Source organism: Stenotrophomonas forensis, assembly GCF_028752115.1.
In the GTDB taxonomy this organism is placed as follows: Bacteria; Pseudomonadota; Gammaproteobacteria; order Xanthomonadales; family Xanthomonadaceae; genus Stenotrophomonas; species Stenotrophomonas forensis.
On record NZ_CP082270.1, the window covers coordinates 77,265 to 94,193 of the forward strand.

The following is a 16,929-nucleotide window of genomic DNA, read 5'->3' on the forward strand; positions in this document are numbered from 1 at the left end:
GCATACTCGGCCCACCGGGCAGAAACGCCACATGGAAGATCACAACGGAGTTCGCACTCCCTGCACGATGATCAGCCTCGGCAGACCCTTCAGTCGCTTGGCCAGTGTCCCTGCGCTACTGCTGGCTTTCGCACCCTTCTGCATGGAAGCAAGCACTTTTGACATCGGCCTTGATGGAAAAAGCCCTTACCCGGAGCACTCATGCGACCAGATACTGGAGCTCCAGAGAAACTCTGATGGCCGAATGCTGCTTCGCGATGAACTGGATGCATTCAAGGCGGTGCTGGTCGAGCAGGGCTGGCCCACCTATCGCACCTCGGGGCCAGCCCTGATTGATGCGGCCGGCAAGCTGCTGGAGCGCTCTGGCCTGGATTGCGAGTTCCAGAAGTACATGCTTCGCGTTCTTGATCAGCAAGTCGGCGATGACATCCGTCCTGCAATCCATGCACGGCTTGCGGATCGCATCCATGCTTCCCACAATTCCAGCCAACTGTACGGCACCCTGCAGCAGCGGCTCGATGATGTGGCTACGGTTGATCCGCCAGTAGCCTCGTTGGGCTCCCTGCTGTTCTTCCGTGACTTCTACGGTCTGCCCAGCCTGGAGGAGGACCTGGCCTCGGGCGGCATCGATTACGAAGTGACCTTGTCACAGCCACCGGCGACGTACACCTGGCCCGACATCCGGACGCTGCTCGGTGAGCTGATCCAGCCCGATCAATCCTTGCGGGCAGCGCTGAGCGCTGCCCGCAGCAAGGGCGTTTCAGCAAAGGTCGAGCTGCTCAAGGAGGAGATCGCTGCCTCCGATCGGCCTGTGAAGGATCAAGCAGGTATTCGAAGGCGTAGGCTTTCCGACGCGGGACATGGCGGGCATTGATGGTGTCTCGAGGGCCTTCCTCCTGGTCCAGCACGCGGATGAGGATCCAGCGTTCCAGAGGCGTGCGTTGGAGCTGGCCAAACCATTGATGGAGTCACGCGGCATGTCGCGACGCCAGTATGCAATGCTGGCTGACCGGGTTTCCCCTGGCAGAAGGCGAGCCGCAACTGCACGGCACGCAGATGACCCTTCAGAACGGCGTGTACGTGCTGCAACCTACGTCCGATCTTGACGGTCTGGACAAGCGTCGATCGCAGATGGCGCTTGGCCCTTATCAGGCGATGCTCGATAGTGCCAACGCCAGTCGTCCTTGATTGAAATGTTGCGCCAACATCCTGGGCTTCCAGTGTTGAAGTATCCAGTTGATCTGCAGCATCGAATTGAAGTTTCGAGGGGATTCCTTGGCAGATATGTGGCTGGAGGTGGCGGCCGGGCGCGCCTGCTTGCTTGCAGATGTTCAGGGCGCTGTTGCGAAATACTCGCAGCGCAATGCGCACTTTTGATGTGGAGAACGTGATCGCGCGGACACGCGGAATCCGCAAATTCACACACAGAAGGAGTGAATGCATTGGATCATTTTCATGAACACGCGAAATGTGACGAGGTTATCGATGTCGCAATTGCCTTCACTCAAGTGTTGACGTGATGCGCTCGATGATCGATAAAAAGGCCCAACGCAACGGGAAAGGATGCCCCGATGTCACGACATCTTTTTCGCAGGGAAGTGATGCAGGCGAAGGGAAATCGTTGGCTGGGCCGCATCAACATGGTGCAGCCGATTCCGCTTTGGCTGTTTACCGCCTTCGCTGCCTGCTCAGCTGTTTCCGTCATTCTCTTCATTGCACTTGGCAGTTATACAAAGCGTGCCCGGGCCATGGGACAGCTTGTCCCTGTCGAAGGCATGTCCACTGTCATGGCACCCGCAAGCGGTGTCGTCTCTCTTCTCAAGGTCAGTGAGGGAGAGAATGTGCGTGCAGGTCAGGTGGTTGCCGTGCTCACCGTGCCAAGGGCAACGGTTGGCGAAGGTGATACCTCCGCCGCATTGGAGAAGCGCATCCGCGAGCGGGTCCAGGGATTGAAGGATGTGCAGGCTGCGGATCAATCCCAGCTCGATGCACAAAGTGACGGTCTCATTGCGCAGGTGGCTGCGGCGCAACGCGAGCTGGCGCAGTTCAAGGAGGAAATCCAGACAAGAAGCAGGCAGGTCGTACTGGCCGAAGAGACACTCTCGCGGCTGGAGAGACTGCGAGAAGGCAGTTACGTAAGCGAACTGCAGATCAAGCAGCAGCAGACACTGGCGCTTGAACAGCATGCCAGTGTGCAGGCCCTGCAGCGCCAGGCAATCACAACACAACGACTCATAGCGCAGTTGCAGGAGGCCATGCGCTCGCTGCCGCAAAAGCGTGAAGCCACCAGAGCCGGTCTGCGGGGCGCATTGGCCCAACTTGAACAGGAACACGTCGAGCTGCTCGCACGAGGTGAGCTGGTGCTTACCGCGCCGGTGGATGGAACGGTTGTCACGCAGGTGCTGAAGCCGGGCCAGTCGGTGACCATGGGCCAACCTCTGCTGAGTATCCTGCCGCAAGACGGCCGTCTGGAAGCTGGCCTGCTGGTGCCCAGTCGTGTCATCGGCTTCATTGATCCCGGCGATCGCGTACTGCTGCGTTACCAGGCGTACCCCTATCAGAAATTCGGTCACCATGAGGGAACAGTGCAGCGCGTCAGCCGCAGCGCGCTTACTGGGACAGAGCTGGAAATGCTGATGCCCGGCTCGACGATCCAAGGCGAACCGATGTACAGGGTCACCGTCGCACTCTCCAGTCAGGAGATGGACGCTTACGGTCGCATCGAGCGACTCAAGCCCGGCATGACACTTGAAGCTGACATCCTTGGCGAGCGCAGCAGCTTGGCCGAATGGATCTTTGCGCCACTGGTCGCACGAAGCAAACGGATCTTCTAGAGAAGGTCACCTCCACTCAACCCGTCCTGCCGTTGAAACCGAACGGGCGGACACGCAGAGGAAGCAGCGATGGAACTAGAGCAGCGGGAAAGGCTTGGGAGCGTACCGGATCTGGGCGATGTCGATGTTGTCGATGACCTGGTACCAGACGAACTTCGGCGCGACATCCTGCGACTGGTCCGTAAACCCATCTGGGCGTATGGATGGAAGTCGGTCAAGTCTGAAGACCGCTTCAGCTTCTGGCATGCGCATTTTGCCGGAGGCGACAAGGAAAGCCGTCAGGGGTGCCTGGCCGAACTTGCTGCAAACGAAGCTGCACGACCGATCCACGAGCTGTGGGAGTGCCTGTCGCAGACGGTGCTGGCCGGCCATGAACCCCTTCGTGTGTACGCCAATGCCCATACCTACGGCGTGGAGGGCTATGTTCATACAGACAATGCAGACAAGGAAAATTACTTCACTGTCGTCTACTACGCCCACGGAATCTGGCATCCCAACTGGTCGGGCGAGACAGCTTTCGTGGTGCCGGAGACGGGTGACATCACCCATGCTGTCTACCCGCGACCTGGGCGCCTGGTGGTGTTCCGGGGCGCCACGCCACACGTTGCACGTTCACCCAGCCGGGACTGTCCCGAGCTGCGCATCACCGTCGTGTTCAAGACCCAGCTTGCACAATGACCTTGCCCGTCGCCAACATGCCGGAGCGGCCCTCCCTGCAGATGCTGCAGGAGTACCTGTCACTCCTGCGCGCTGACCAGGTGCCGCACTCGGGGCGAACGCTGAAGGATCATCTGGAAGGAACGGGCCGCATTCTGCGGGAGTGGGGATGCGACGAGGCGGTATGCATCGCTGGCATGTTCCACAGCATCTACGGAACGAACGTGTTCGGATTCAAGCGTCTTGGGTGGAGTGATCGGCCGCTGGTGGGTCGGATGCTGGGCGAACGTGCCGAGCATTTGGTGTATCTGTTCTGCGTCAGTGATCGGCCCGGTGCGTTCCTCGAAGCGCTGGGTACCGGCATCATTCGCCACAGAACAAGCGGCGAAAGCTTCAGTGCGGGCGTGGATGTCTGTGCGGCGTTGCTTGAGATCGAATCCGCCAACCTCATCGAGCAGGGATGCGGCGAGCAGTTCCTGAAGCGACTGTCCGCATGGGTGAGCGCATATCCAGACCTTCCGCTGAGCGTTGGCCTGCGCTCGCTCCTTGCTGGGTACGCGGCGGGTGGAAAGGCGCCCGCCGCCCCTGGCAGGCCGACAGCGGAGGAACTCCATTGAACGCTTCATCCATCCGTCGGAAATTTGCAGTTGACCGTTTTGCGCGGCTTGAGCAGCTGGTGGCGGCAGAAGTGATGGATCTCTACTTCCAGTATGCGAAGAGCTATGCGCGCATGCCGAAGTACTATGAGCTGGAAACAGAAACCGCGTCGCTGGGGCGATATGCCGACGCCATGGGCGAGGTGCTGCTGGCCAAACTGTTGCCTGAGGTGGAAGACTGTGTAGGAAAGCGGCTGCATGCCACTTACTCGTTCCTGCGCTTCTACACGCCTGAATCGAGGCTGCGCAGACACACTGACCGCACATCCTGCGAATACACGCTGACCTTGACCGTTGGCAGCGAAGGTACACGGGCGCCCTGGCCGATCATGATTGAGACCCAGGAGGGTGTGCAGGCGTTCGACCTGGCTCCAGGTGATGGGCTCCTGTTCTCCGGACGTGAGCTGCCCCACTGGCGCGAATGCCTGCCAGTGGGAACCTGGCTCCAGCTCTTCCTGCATTACGTCGATGCAGACGGGCCGCATGCAGCGAACCGGTTCGATGGACGGAAATTTCTCGGACCGACGAGGCGATCAGTAGCATGACTGTTCTCATCAATGCTGGAACGCACGATACACACGCCAAGGCCGTCGTTTGGGGCTTGCGGCGCAAAGGAACGACCGTGTTTCATCTGGCGAGCGACAGGTTCTGCCAGACAACGGCCTTCAGCATCCGCGTAGGGGCTGCGCAAAGTGGTGCCACGCTCGCGATCGACGGAGAAACCGTAGCCCTTGATCAGCTGTCGGCAGTGTGGCATCGCCGCCCGTTTGAGGCGCTGCAGAACGCTGGCGTTCAACCAGAGGATGAGGTGTTCGCCCGAGGCGAATCGCAACTGATGCGCGAGGGGTTGTATCGATCCCTGGAGCTTGTCCCGGCAGTGAATCCATTGGATGCCCTTGTCCGGGCCGAAAACAAGATCCATCAGCTGAAGCACGCGGCCGAGCTTGGCTTCCAGCTTCCGGCCACGTTGATAAGCGGCTCACCTGAGGATGTCCGAGGTTTCCTTGCCCAACACGCGGAGTGCGTTTACAAGCCGCTACGCGGCCATGTCTGGAAGTCCGATTCTGCTCGACGCGCGACCTACACCGCCAAGGTCAGCGAAGCAGATCTCCCGGCGGATTCACTGCTGCGCGCCGCCCCAGGCATCTATCAGGCCCGCGTGGAATATGCTTTCGAAGTCAGGGCGCAGTTTTTCGGCCGCCAGTGCGCTGCGATCCGTATCGAGCAGCCGACAGATGGCAGTCTCGACTGGCGGCGCAGCCAGGGCACGATTGACACCTGCGAAGTGGTGGATGTCCCGCTCGACCTGCAGCAACGCTGCCATCGTCTGATGGAAGCGCTCGGCCTCGTGGCGGCGGGGTTCGATTTTCTCGTTACGGACGATGGGCGCTGGATCTTCCTTGAGATCAATCAGGCCGGACAGTTCCTTTTCGTCGAACAGTGGTGCCCTGGATTGCCGATGCTCGACATGTTCTGTGAGTTCATCCGTGCACCGTCGCTGCAGTGGCGATACGACATGGGACATGCGCATCGCCGGATCTCCTATTCGGAATTCATCGAGAGCACTTCAGTGATTACGTCCTGACCCCGGCAGGTGGGACGTCAACCCATTGCGTCAGGCGCCTGGCGTGATCCACCGACAACACTCCTGTTGTCGAAAATCGAGGAGAAAATGGCATGAAGAACGAAGATATCAAGAAGGATCTGGAGTCGCGCGTGCTTGGTCACATTCTTTCCCAGGAAGAAATGGAGCAGGTAGGCGGCGGCGATGGCGATGGAATTCCGACGCTCCCGCCGGTGAAGACGACGCCGGCCAGTGACAACGGAACCACGCATCCGGTCCTTGAGTAACTGAATACGGCGAGTGCTGCGATGCCTGGCCGTCAAGGTGGGCGTCGCGGCCTCGCTTTTCCGGAGAACGGAGCTGAAGCGCAATGCAGCTGGAGCATTCCATCCTGAAGGGCCATTGCCCGCACCTGGCAATCATCGACGTTGCCGCTCGGCTCGCGGGGTGCTCAGTGCAGTCTTCTGACGTCGCGCTGCTGGGCGCACCCCGCAGGTACACGGAAACTTTCTCCCTGCAGCGAGCTGCAGGCATCCTTGGTGATCTGGGCATCGTCAGTGTCGCGGTTCGCACCGACCTCGGCGGATTGGCACAACTGCGATTTCCCGCCCTGGCCCAAGTGCGGTCCGGTACACGCCAGGAGTTCGTCGTAGTGAGCCGCATCGACGATCATGCGATCGTCTACTACAGCGGCCGCCTGGGATGGCAGTTGGACGGCCTGAGTTCGTTTTCCAAGCGCTGGACAGGCGTAGCTCTCACCCTTGAGGCTGCTGTCCGTGGGCCTTGCCGCGTAGGTAGGGACGCAGCGCTGCTTTCAGATCTTGAGATTCAACTCATCCAGGATTTCATGACGGTGGACGAATGCGAGGAACTCATGGCCAGCGCGTCACCTGCGTTCCGCAAGAGCATGGTCAGTGCGGATGGCAGCTTGCAGAGTGAGGTCATGTCCAGCGGCCGCACAAGTGAATCGGCGGCCTGCTCGGGGGACCTGTGTGCCCGCATCACCGATCGCGCGGCGGAGCTGCTTGGCTGTGCGAGCACGTTGTTCGAGCCGATCCAGTGCGTCAGGTATGAGATGGGACAGAAGTTCGCCCCACACTATGATGTTCCCCTGGATGCAGGACTGCCAGATCAGTCCACGCGCGCATGGACACTTCTTGCGTACCTCAACGATGGGTTCGAAGGCGGGGAAACCCTCTTTCCTGCCTTCGACCTGAGTGTGCGCCCTCTTCGTGGCGCCCTGCTCATGTTCCGTAACCGTGGCCGACAACAGCGAAGCGTCAATCCGGGTGCGCTGCATGCGGGCCAACCGGTGACCCGCGGGAGCAAGTATGCCTGCAATATCTGGTGTTCAGATGCCAATTAGATGCCTGATCGCGGTCTTCTTTCTGTTCCATGCAGCCGTCGCCCCCGCCTTGGCCGATGCTGCTCCAAGCCTGCCTCCGGTTGCGCAACATCCAGTGTCATCGAAGCCAATGGTGCTTCCGAAGGCCACGGAACTGCCTGTCGGCCCCGCGGGCACCTGGCGGTCTCCAGTGTCTAACGGCGTGGATCGGCAGATCGCGGTACTGAGTGCGCCCGCCGGCGGATTCAAAGTGGTGTATGCGCAGTATCTCCGCGGCGACATGGACTCATCACGGCTGATGCAGATCCGGTCCTCTGATGGTCGCCTCATGGACCAGCCTGAGCCGCTGTCGTTTGGTTCAGTGCTGGAGGATGCTCCGGTGCTCGTTCACATCGATAACGATGCGTGGCTCTACTTTGCAGGCAGTGACGCTGATTTCAGCAATATCACGCTTTGGCGCGCGCGGGCCACGCCGCAGGGGTTTGGGGCGCCACAGCGGCTGCCGGATGTCCCGGGACTGACCCAGCTGGTCCAGGCACCTCGATGGGTGCAGGCAGAAGGCGATCTCTATCTGACATTCCGTGGAATGGGAACCGGTCCTCGCTGGATGTCGATGCGCAATGCCCGATCACCATCGGAGTTTCAGGGGGCGGCATCGACACCCGTGGCGTATCCGCGCGTGGTGCCGCTGGGCCAGCATGGCTGCTTCATGAGTTATCAGAAGGCGCCCGAAGGTGGCTACATGACAACGCTGTATAGCGTCAGCCCCGACTGCAGAACCTGGTCCGGCCCTGTGGAGCTTTCGCCAGCAAAGTCTCCGAACAAGCCGGATGTCCACGACGGGTTCGCGCTGCCTCGACAGGACGGCGGCGTGGACATCTACTATGTCTACCCTTCCTACAAGGGCGCCTCAGCGCGGTTTCCCGTCAGTTTCGATCTGTACAGGCGCGCAGTGGATGTGCAGGGCAGGGCAGGTCCCGAGCAGCTCCTGACGGAACGGCTTGCCTACAATCCATTCGCTCCTTCCGCGCATCGAATGCCGGATGGGTCTGTCCTGGTCTCGTTCTCGGACATCGAGGCGCGCGGCGATGCTGGTGTGACCAAGGGACGACTGACGCTCTTCCGGATTTCCGGAGATGCGCCGATGGAGCCTGAGCGCCCTGGGCACCGCGACAGTGACAGCTGACGTGATCGTGTCGTCCGTCATGCCCCTTTCCCGGCAATCCAAGCGGCTGCGCACATGAAGGTCATCCTGCAGTCTGAAAGCGCCGAATGCGGGTTGGCCGCATTGGCGATGGTGGCTGACCACCATGGCCAGCACGGTGGGCTGGCCGTGCTGCGCCAGCGGTTTAATCTTTCGCTGAAAGGGCTGCGTCTGGATCGGCTGGTTCAGATCTCCCAGCAGATTGGCTTTTCGGCGCGCGCGATTCGAGTCGAACTCGAAGAACTGGGGAAGCTGACGACTCCGTGCATACTGCACTGGGACATGAACCATTTCGTGGTTCTGAAAACGGTGCGTGCATCAGGGATCGTCATTTGTGATCCCGCCGTCGGTGAGCGGAAACTCAGCTACCGCGAGGCATCGGAGCACTTTACCGGAGTTGTGCTGGAGCTGACACCGACGGCCGAGCTCAAGCCCGTGAAGCGCGCACCGGCGATCAGCCTGCAGCAATTGACTGGCGCGGTGCGCGGCATGTGGCGCTCGTTGGCCCAGGTTCTGATTCTGTCGCTGGCGTTGCAGGTTTTCGTCGTGCTGGCGCCATTCCTGCTGCAATGGGTGGTGGATCAGGCACTTGTCTCGGCGGATCGTGACATGCTCACCGTCCTCGGGATTGGATTTGGCATCGCCCTGCTTCTGCAGGTTGCAATCAACCTGCTGCGTGGCTGGTCTGTGGTCTATCTTTCCACGCATTTCGGATTGCAGTGGACGAACAATATTTTCGCCCACCTGATGCGTCTGCCGTTGGCATTCTTCGAGAAACGTCACCTTGGTGACATCACCTCACGCCTTGGCTCCATCCGTGAGATCAGGACGGTCATCACCACCAGTTTCGTGGAGGGCATCATTGACGGTCTCATGGCGATCATGACCTTCGCGCTGATGCTCATCTACTCATGGGAACTGGCGATGGTGACGCTGTGTGCCGTGGCCGTCTATGCGGGTGCCCGATCTCTGTCCTACCGTGAGTTCCGTAATCGGACCGAGCAGCAGCTGATGGTCGGTGCCCGGCAGCAGACGCATCTGCTCGAGTCACTCCGCGGTATACAGAGCCTGAAGGTAGCGGGTCAGGAGCCGCAGCGGCGTGCTGCCCACGAGAATCTGATGGTTGACACCGTCAACGAAGAGTTGAGGTTGGCCCAGATGGGCCTGGGCTTTACGAGCATCAACCAGCTGGTGTTCGGCATTGAGCGGATCGCCGTGATCTGGATCGGTGCGTTGCTTGCGATGTCAAATGTGTTCACCGTCGGCATGCTGATCGCTTACCTCGCATACCGGGAGCAGTTTTCGCAGCGTGTCGGCAATCTCGTCGACAAGTGGGTTGAGTTCCGGATGCTGCGCCTGCATGGTGAACGTCTGTCGGACATCGTACTGTCCGAGCCCGAGGATTGCGGAGAGGGAATCGCCCCGGCCTTGCCCGGTGAGATGGGCGTGGAGGTTGAGAATCTTTCCTTCCGCTATGGCAACGGTGAGCCCTGGATATTCCGCAACTGCAGTTTTGTTGTGAAGCCAGGGGAATCGTTGGCGCTCATCGGTGGATCAGGATGCGGCAAGACAACGCTCATGAAGCTCATGCTCGGTCTTCTTGAGCCTACGGAGGGAAGTATCCGCATTGGTGGACAGACGCTGCGCGGCGCTGGCGCTCGGCGCCTGCGTGAAGCCATCGGCGCGGTAATGCAGGATGACCAGCTTTTCGCCGGCAGCATTGCAGAGAACATATCCTTCTTTCAGGGAGCTGCCGAACAGGAGCGTGTGGAGCACGCGGCGCGGCTGGCGGCGATCCATGACGATGTAATGGGCATGCCCATGGGCTATCACAGCCTGATAGGCGACATGGGAAGCACATTGTCCGGCGGGCAGAAGCAGCGGCTTATTCTTGCCAGGGCGCTTTACCGTGAGCCCAGCGTTCTGTTTCTGGACGAAGCGACAAGCCATCTTGATGTCGCCAATGAGCGTCTGGTAAATGATGCTGTCGATAGACTTCGTCTGACGCGGATCATTGTCGCCCATCGCCCCGAGACAATAGAGCGGGCAGATCGGGTGATGGTGGTTGAAAACGCCGACGTCGTGCTGGCGACCCGAGTGCGAGCGAGCAATCTCAGGCTGAAGGCTGCGCAATCATCCGGACAGGTACCGGAGAGCCACTGAGCACGTGGCTTTGGATCCCGTTATCCCTTGATGCTGGATTTGGCTTGCATCAGCGTCGCGTCGCTACCGTTCGTCGGACCATGACTTCCGGGGGGTTGACTACAGTTGTCGTCACGCTGACAGTGACGACACGTGTAGTCAAGGGAGTGGTGTCATGCGTGGCAAGACGATCGGGGACCAGGAACTGGCCCTGCTGCAGTACATCGATGAACATGCGCCGGCCAGCGTCGGCGAGGTCGCCAGCGGCTACGGCGAAGCCCGTGGCCTGGCCCGCTCCACTGTGCTGACGATGATGGAGCGGCTGCGCGCGAAGGGGTATCTTCAGCGCCGGCAGCAGGACGGCATCTACCGCTACCAGGCCACCCGTGGCCCGCAGAGCGTGCTGCAGGGTGCCGTGGCCCAATTCGTCGACAACACCCTGCAGGGGTCGGTGTCGCCGTTCGTGGCCTACCTGTCGCAGCGCCAGCAGGTCAGCGACAACGAACTGGCCGAGCTGGAAGCGCTGGTTGCCCAACTCCAATCGCGTCGCCACGAGGGCTGAGCCATGGACACCACGATGCTGATCCCGTTGTTGGAACGGCTGGGCTGGACCAGCCTGCAGACCGTGCTGCTGGTGGCCCTGGTGTACGGCGTGTGCCGCGCGCTGCCGTCGCTGTCGGCGGCGACCCGCTGCCGCCTGTGGTGGCTGGTGTCGCTGCAGGCCGTGCTCGGCCTGTTCTGGAGCCAGCCGCTGCAGCTGGCCTGGTTGCCGGCACCGCAGGCAGTGGCGATGACCGCCACCGATGTGGCTGCCGACATGATCTACCCGCTGGCCCCGGAAGCCTCTGCACAGCTGCTGGCCGCGATGCCGATGCCTGCCGCGGACGTGCCGGCGGTGGCGTGGTGGGCCGTTGCGCTGGCCGCGCTGTGGGTGTCCGGCGTGCTGCTGATGGCATGGCGCACCTTCGGTGAGTGGCGCCAGTGCCGCGCGCTGCTCGCGGCGGCCTATCCCTGCCAGGACGAGGCGCTGGTACAGGCCCTGCAGTTGGCCTCCGAAGCGCACGGCGTGCGCCCTGCACCACGGCTGTGGATGAGCACGCAGGTGGACTCGCCGCAGCTGGTCGGGCCGTTCCGTCCGGTACTGCTGCTGCCGGCCGGCGACAACGCCCTGCAGGGCGATGCGCTGGACCTGGCGCTGACCCACGAGCTGCAGCATCTGCAGCGGCGTGACCTGCAGTGGGGCCTGCTGCCGGCGCTGGCCCAGCATCTGTTCTTCTTCCACCCGCTGCTGCGCCTGTCGGTGCGCGAATACGCCCAGGCCCGCGAGGAAGCGGTGGATGCGGCAGTGGTCGGCCAGCACGGCGCCAGCCGCCAGGCCTATGGTCGCCTGCTGCTGCAGTTGGGCGTGGCACCGCAGCCGCACCTGGGCGTGGCCAGTGCCGCGCCGAGCACCACCAGTCTCAAGCGCCGCCTGATGTCGCTGCAGCCGCGCCGGGCCTGTCCGCGCATCCTGGCGATGGCGTTGACCGCTGTGGTGCTGGTGGTGGGTGTGGCGCCGATGCGCCTGGTTGCCGCGCCGGTGCCGCCGGCACCGCCCGCGCCGCCTGCGGCACCGAAGGCCGTGGTGCCGCCGCCGCCGAAGGCTCCGAAAGCACCGCCCGCACCGCCTTCGTCCGCGCGCGTTCCGGCCGTGCCGGTGGCGCCCGCGCCGCCTGCCGAGCCGGCTGGGGTTGAGGCCTTGTCAGGTCCGGATGATGCAGATGTGGCGGTCGACGTGGATGCGGATGTCGATGTCGATACCGGCATGCACAGTCAACATACGACCTCCCGCACGACCTCCATCACCACCTACGGCCGCCTGGACCTGGGCAAATCGCCGCCGCAGGCCTTCGTGCTGGTCGATGGCGATTCGACCTTCGCCAACGGCGGCATGGACGACGTGACGGTCGCCCGCAGGCAGCTCGGCAAAGGCCCGGCGCTGTGGTTCCGCCAGGGCGACAAGCGCTACGTGGTGCGTGATCCGATGATGATCCAGACCCTGCAGCGTGCCTACAGCGGCGCGGCGGATCTGGGCCGCCAGCAGAGCGAACTGGGCCGCCAGCAGAGTGCGCTGGGTCGCCAGCAGAGCGAACTCGGCAAGCAGATGGGCGAGATGGGCCGCCTGCAGGGTGAGGAGGCACGCCGCATGGCGCTGGCCGCCGCCGAGGCTGCGCGCAGCGCGATGGCAGCGCATGACATCAACCGCGAAGCGGCGGCAGAAGCGGCGAAGGCGGCGCGGGGCGCGACCAACGATGCGGCCGTTGCACGTGAGGCTGCACGTGAGGCCGCCGCAGAGGCACGTCGTGCGATGCAGGAAGTGGACAACGAAACCGCGCGGGCCAGCCACACCCGCGGCATGCAGCGCCTGGCCAGCCAGCAGTCTGAACTGGCCAGCCGCCAGGCGGCGCTGGGCAGCCAGCAGGCCGCGTTGGGTGAACGCCAGGCACGCGTGCATGAGCAGGCGTCGCGGCAGGCGCAGCAGGTGATCGCGCGTGCACTGGCGAGCGGCAAGGCCGAGCGGCTCTGATCGGTGGTGCCGGCCGCTGGCCGGCACCCTCCCCGAGGCCGATCAACCGCAGCTGGCGCGCTCGATCCGGTTCTGACCGTCCACCTGCACGGTCACGCGGTCCTGGCGGAAGTCCATGGTCACCGCCATGCCCGGCTTGACCACCCGCGCGTTGCGCGCGCCGCTGTCGGCCACCAGCTTCTTGAGGGTGGCCTCGTCGGCGGTCTTGCCGGTGAAGGCCTCGAGCGCCTCCGGCCTGCATTCGTGCGCGGCGTCGGCCACTGGCGTTGGCGCGGCGTCGTGGGTGGTGCTGCTGCCGGCGTGGCTGCAGGCGGCCAGCGGCAGGATGGCAAGCAGGGCAAGGGGGCTGAGGCGCATTGTCGGGCTCCACGCGTGGATGGTGGCGCCAGTGTCGCCGCCCTCCCCGTCAGGGCATGTCAACGGGGTTTCACGCTACTGCCCGACCAATGCCAACGTCTCGCGCTCGCGCTGTTCTTCGTGCACCAGCCGCTGCAGCAGCAGGGCCAGGGTCACCACGTCCTGGTGGTTGTGGTCGGCCACCCGGCGCAGGTTGACTGCATCGCCACCACGCAGGAAACGCAGCCATGCGCCCGGGGCTTCCGAGCCGGGCAGGTCGTCTTCGCGCACCACGCGCAGCAGCTGGCGTTCGATGGTGGACAGCTTGCAGTTCTCCCACGTCCCACGATAGCGGCGGCGAGTGGGATAGAGCAGATCGACATGGTCCAGCGCGCTGATCGGGCAACGCTGGCGTGCCAACCGGTAGCGCGCCTTCAGCAACGGCGCGTCGTAGCTGCGGCCGTTGTAGCTGCACAACACGGTGGACGGCTGCAGCCAGCTGGCGAAGGTGGCCAGCATCGCGTCCTCGGCGGCCATCGTCGCCATCAGCAGCTGGCGGATGCGCAGGCCTTCGCCGCGTTGCGGGCACGCATGCCAGTCGGCGGCCCCGATCATGAAGGCGCGGGTGCCGGTGCCGCCGGCCAGGCCGGTGGTTTCGGTATCGAAGAACAGCAGGTCGCGCGGGGATACGTGTTCGCCTTCGCGGCGGGCGAAATCCAGCGACAGCGGCTGTGCCGGAATCGGCTGCGCCTGCAGCGACTCGATCAGGAACAGGCCCGGCGCGATTTCCTCTCCGGGCAGCTGGCGATCCTGCGCACTGGCTCGCACCGGTGCGGAACTGCCGCGTGTGCGCAGGCCGAGCAGGCGATGCAGGCTGCCCACCTCGGGCCGACGCAGCGGTGCGGGGTGCGCAACCGGCGCCGCCGCGCCGGTCGGCTTGTGGCGGATCTCCTGCTCGACCCAGGCAAATACCGAGCGCTCGGCCGGTGGCTGCCGTGCATCGTTGGCGGCCACTGGGGCCGGCACCGTCGGTGGCGGCCCGGGCACGGCCGGCGTGCTCGCCTTCGGGTCGCCGGCCTGCTTCCGCAGCAGGCGCAGCTTGTCCAGGCTCAGGCTCACGGTGCCAGCAGCTCCATCGGGTCGCGGATGGTCACCACCACGTCGGGCACGTGCTGGCAGGCTTCAGCATCGAACAGATCCAGCACGCGCAACGCGAGCGCACGCGGCGAGGTCTCATCCTCTTCCTGCGCGGCCAGAACCGGGCCGACACAGGCCGGGCAGCCGGCCTTGCAGTCGCAGCGCTGCACCAGTTCGCGCGCGCGCTGCACCAGTTCGGCCTGGCGCTGCCACAGCGGCTCGCTGAGGCCAACGCCACCGGGGAAGTTGTCGTACAGGTAAACAGTGGGCACGAACTCCTGCAGCAGCTCGACAACGCCAGGGTCGCCCTCGCTGCCACGCAGCTGGCCACGGCCGCTCTGGTCGGCGATCGCGAACCAGGAACCATCGCCGTTGCCCACGGACTTCTGCAGGTCACGCGCATCGGCCATCACCGCCACGGTGGCGACGATGTGCAGCGCATACGCCGCGCCGAGGAAACCATCGAGCGCATCCTGCTTGCTGGCGAACGCGCGCAGCAACAGCGCCTGCGGCAGCTGCCACCACACCGCGGTGGTATGCAGTTCCTGGTCGGGCAGGTTCACCGGGCCGTAGCCGATGTTCTCGTGGGTGTAGTAGCGGATCTTCTTGTAGCCGGCGACGCGGCGCACCACGTGCACCTCGCCATGGTGCGAATCGCCACGGCCGGCCACGCCGCCGTCGAAGCGGTCCAGCACCTTGAGCTTGGTGAAGTCGATGCTGTCGGTGTAGTAATCCACATGCGTGCGGGTGACGTAGGCCTTGCGGCCTTCCCAGTCCAGCGTCTCTACCTGGTAGGGCGTGGACTGCACCATGTGGATGGCACCCTCGTACAGGGTGAGTGCGGCAGCGGAATAGTCGACCTCGGCGATGATCTGCTGGCGGCCATCGCTGCGATCGACCACCACGAAGTTGCCATCGGCCACCGCACGCAGGCTGACTGCGTTCGCCGGATAGCTGTCGGCGATCCATTCCCAGCGTTCGCCTTCGCGGTGGATCACCTCGGTTTCAGCCAGCGCTTCCAGGAACACTTCCGGATCGATCGGGCCGAAGCCATCGCCGACCCGGAACGGCAGCTCGAAGGCTGCGCAGCGGATGTGGTCGAACAGGATCAGCGGCTGGTCCGGCGCGATGCGCGCGTGCTCGGGCGAGGCCTCGGCGAAGAAGTCCGGATGCCGCACCACGTACTGGTCCAGCGGCTGCGAGCTGGCCACCATCACTCCCAGTGCCGGCTGCTGGCGGCGGCCGGCGCGACCGAAGCGCTGCCAGGTGGCGGCCACGCTGCCGGGGTAGCCGTTGAGGATCACCACGTCCAGGCTGCCGATATCCACGCCCAGCTCCAGCGCCGAGGTGCTGACGATGCCGTCGATGTTGCCGGCGCGCATCGCACGCTCGGTCTCGCGGCGTTCGGTGGGCAGGTAGCCACCGCGATAGGCGCGGATGCGCGGTGCCTTGCGCGGGTCGTGGTCGAAGATGTCCTTCAGGTACTTGGTCAGCACCTCGACCATCAGCCGCGTCTGCGCGAACACCAGGGTCTTCAGCCCGGACTTGATCGCGATGCGCGCGATGCGGTTGCTCTGCGAACGCGCCGAGGCACGCAGGCCCAGGTCTGGGTTGATCACCGGCGGGTTCCACAGCAGTACCTGCTTGGGCCCGCTGGGCGCGCCGGACTCGGTAATGGCGGTGACCGGCGCCTCGATGAGGGCCTCGGCATGCGCCTGCGGATTGCCGATGGTGGCCGAGCACAGGATGAACTGCGGTTGCACGCCGTAGAACGCGCAGATGCGCTTGAGCCGGCGCAGCACGTTGGTGACGTGGCTGCCGAACACGCCGCGGTAGGTATGCACTTCGTCGATGACGATGTAACGCAGGTTCTCGAAGAACTGCGCCCACTTGGTGTGGTGCGGCAGGATCGCCTGGTGCAGCATGTCCGGGTTGGAGACCACGATGTCGCCGTGCAGGCGGATAGCCTGGCGCGCGTCGCCGGGGGTGTCGCCGTCGAAAGTGAAGGCCTTCACCCCCAGGTCGCCGGCGCGGTTGAGCTCCAGCAGCTCGGCCACCTGGTCCTGGGCCAGTGCCTTGGTGGGGAACAGGTACAGCGCCTTGGCCTTGTCCTGCATCGCCGCGCTGACCACCGGCAGGGTGTAGCACAGCGACTTGCCGCTGGCGGTGGGGGTGACGATGGCCACATGCTCGCCGCGCTGGCTGGCTTCCCAGGCCTCGGCCTGGTGGCTGTACAGCTGCTCGATGCCGCGTGCCTTCAGTGCCGCGGCCAGGGCGGGCGGTACCGCATCGGGAATAGGCGCGTAGCGGCCTTCGCGGCCGGGAATGGCGAAGCTGCCGGTGATGCGGTCCTGGTAGCGGCGCTGCAGGCGCGCACTGAGCAGGGCACCGTCGCGGGCGGGCAGGCCGTCGCGGGTAGCGAGCTTCTGCTCGGCATCGGCGGTGCGCTTGGCGAGTTCGTAGGCCATGGAAAGTGGAGCCGGGACGT

16 protein-coding genes and 1 pseudogene are annotated in these 16,929 nt (G+C 63.8%); 14 read left to right on the top strand and 3 right to left on the bottom strand.

What is annotated here, in order from left to right; all coding sequences use genetic code 11:
* Positions 1-31: 31 nt before the first annotated feature.
* The 14 genes and pseudogenes from K5L94_RS00340 to K5L94_RS00400 all read left to right on the top strand — a co-directional run bounded on the left by K5L94_RS00340 (position 32) and on the right by K5L94_RS00400 (position 12,968).
* Positions 32-874: a hypothetical protein gene (locus K5L94_RS00340; RefSeq protein ID WP_148564908.1), complete on the top strand. Its 843-nt coding sequence runs from the start codon at positions 32-34 to the stop codon at positions 872-874.
* Positions 861-959: pseudogene (locus tag K5L94_RS21950) on the top strand (DUF6624 domain-containing protein); the annotation flags it as partial. The gene K5L94_RS00340 and the pseudogene K5L94_RS21950, both read left to right, overlap by 14 nt.
* Before the next feature lie 34 nt (positions 960-993).
* Positions 994-1,188: a hypothetical protein gene (locus K5L94_RS00345; protein WP_053448413.1), complete on the top strand. Its 195-nt coding sequence runs from the start codon at positions 994-996 to the stop codon at positions 1,186-1,188.
* A gap of 383 nt (positions 1,189-1,571) precedes the next feature.
* The gene (locus tag K5L94_RS00350) at positions 1,572-2,834 is read left to right on the top strand and encodes an HlyD family secretion protein (protein ID WP_053448414.1); all 1,263 of its coding nucleotides are present in this window, start codon (positions 1,572-1,574) and stop codon (positions 2,832-2,834) included.
* Between the two features lie 69 nt (positions 2,835-2,903).
* On the top strand, positions 2,904-3,512 hold the full coding sequence (locus tag K5L94_RS00355; RefSeq protein ID WP_141401631.1) for a 2OG-Fe(II) oxygenase: 609 nt from the start codon (positions 2,904-2,906) through the stop codon (positions 3,510-3,512).
* Positions 3,509-4,108 carry a DUF6817 domain-containing protein gene (locus K5L94_RS00360; protein ID WP_274511558.1) on the top strand — a complete coding sequence of 200 codons (600 nt, stop codon included), beginning with the start codon at positions 3,509-3,511 and terminating at the stop codon, positions 4,106-4,108. The genes K5L94_RS00355 and K5L94_RS00360 overlap by 4 nt, the downstream gene beginning before the upstream one ends.
* Positions 4,105-4,692 (top strand): hypothetical protein, encoded by a 588-nt coding sequence (locus K5L94_RS00365; RefSeq protein ID WP_154582886.1) that lies wholly within the window; start codon positions 4,105-4,107, stop codon positions 4,690-4,692. The genes K5L94_RS00360 and K5L94_RS00365 overlap by 4 nt, the downstream gene beginning before the upstream one ends.
* The gene (locus tag K5L94_RS00370; protein ID WP_274511559.1) at positions 4,689-5,732 is read left to right on the top strand and encodes an MvdC/MvdD family ATP grasp protein; all 1,044 of its coding nucleotides are present in this window, start codon (positions 4,689-4,691) and stop codon (positions 5,730-5,732) included. Before K5L94_RS00365 ends, K5L94_RS00370 begins: the two co-directional genes overlap by 4 nt.
* Before the next feature lie 92 nt (positions 5,733-5,824).
* Complete coding sequence (locus K5L94_RS00375; protein ID WP_154582884.1) at positions 5,825-5,998, top strand: hypothetical protein; 174 nt, start codon at positions 5,825-5,827, stop codon at positions 5,996-5,998.
* An 83-nt stretch (positions 5,999-6,081) separates the two neighbouring features.
* Positions 6,082-7,077: a prolyl hydroxylase family protein gene (locus tag K5L94_RS00380; RefSeq protein WP_053448419.1), complete on the top strand. Its 996-nt coding sequence runs from the start codon at positions 6,082-6,084 to the stop codon at positions 7,075-7,077.
* Positions 7,078-7,258: 181 nt separating this feature from the next.
* Positions 7,259-8,242: a hypothetical protein gene (locus K5L94_RS00385; RefSeq protein WP_180878570.1), complete on the top strand. Its 984-nt coding sequence runs from the start codon at positions 7,259-7,261 to the stop codon at positions 8,240-8,242.
* A 54-nt stretch (positions 8,243-8,296) separates the two neighbouring features.
* Positions 8,297-10,423, top strand: coding sequence for a peptidase domain-containing ABC transporter (locus K5L94_RS00390; RefSeq protein ID WP_053448420.1), 2,127 nt, complete (start codon positions 8,297-8,299; stop codon positions 10,421-10,423).
* Between the two features lie 154 nt (positions 10,424-10,577).
* Positions 10,578-10,964 (top strand): BlaI/MecI/CopY family transcriptional regulator, encoded by a 387-nt coding sequence (locus tag K5L94_RS00395; RefSeq protein ID WP_053448421.1) that lies wholly within the window; start codon positions 10,578-10,580, stop codon positions 10,962-10,964.
* A gap of 3 nt (positions 10,965-10,967) precedes the next feature.
* Entirely contained in the window at positions 10,968-12,968 is a 2,001-nt protein-coding gene (locus K5L94_RS00400; RefSeq protein WP_053448422.1) for a M56 family metallopeptidase, read from the top strand.
* Positions 12,969-13,010: 42 nt separating this feature from the next.
* Here K5L94_RS00400 and K5L94_RS00405 read toward each other — a convergent pair whose 3' ends face one another.
* The 3 genes from K5L94_RS00405 to K5L94_RS00415 all read right to left on the bottom strand — a co-directional run bounded on the left by K5L94_RS00405 (position 13,011) and on the right by K5L94_RS00415 (position 16,909).
* On the bottom strand, positions 13,011-13,325 hold the full coding sequence (locus tag K5L94_RS00405) for an I78 family peptidase inhibitor (protein WP_053448423.1): 315 nt from the start codon (positions 13,323-13,325) through the stop codon (positions 13,011-13,013).
* A gap of 75 nt (positions 13,326-13,400) precedes the next feature.
* Complete coding sequence (locus K5L94_RS00410; protein ID WP_053448424.1) at positions 13,401-14,423, bottom strand: ribonuclease H-like domain-containing protein; 1,023 nt, start codon at positions 14,421-14,423, stop codon at positions 13,401-13,403.
* Positions 14,420-16,909, bottom strand: coding sequence for a DEAD/DEAH box helicase (locus K5L94_RS00415; RefSeq protein ID WP_274511565.1), 2,490 nt, complete (start codon positions 16,907-16,909; stop codon positions 14,420-14,422). The genes K5L94_RS00410 and K5L94_RS00415 overlap by 4 nt, the downstream gene beginning before the upstream one ends.
* Positions 16,910-16,929 lie beyond the last annotated feature (20 nt).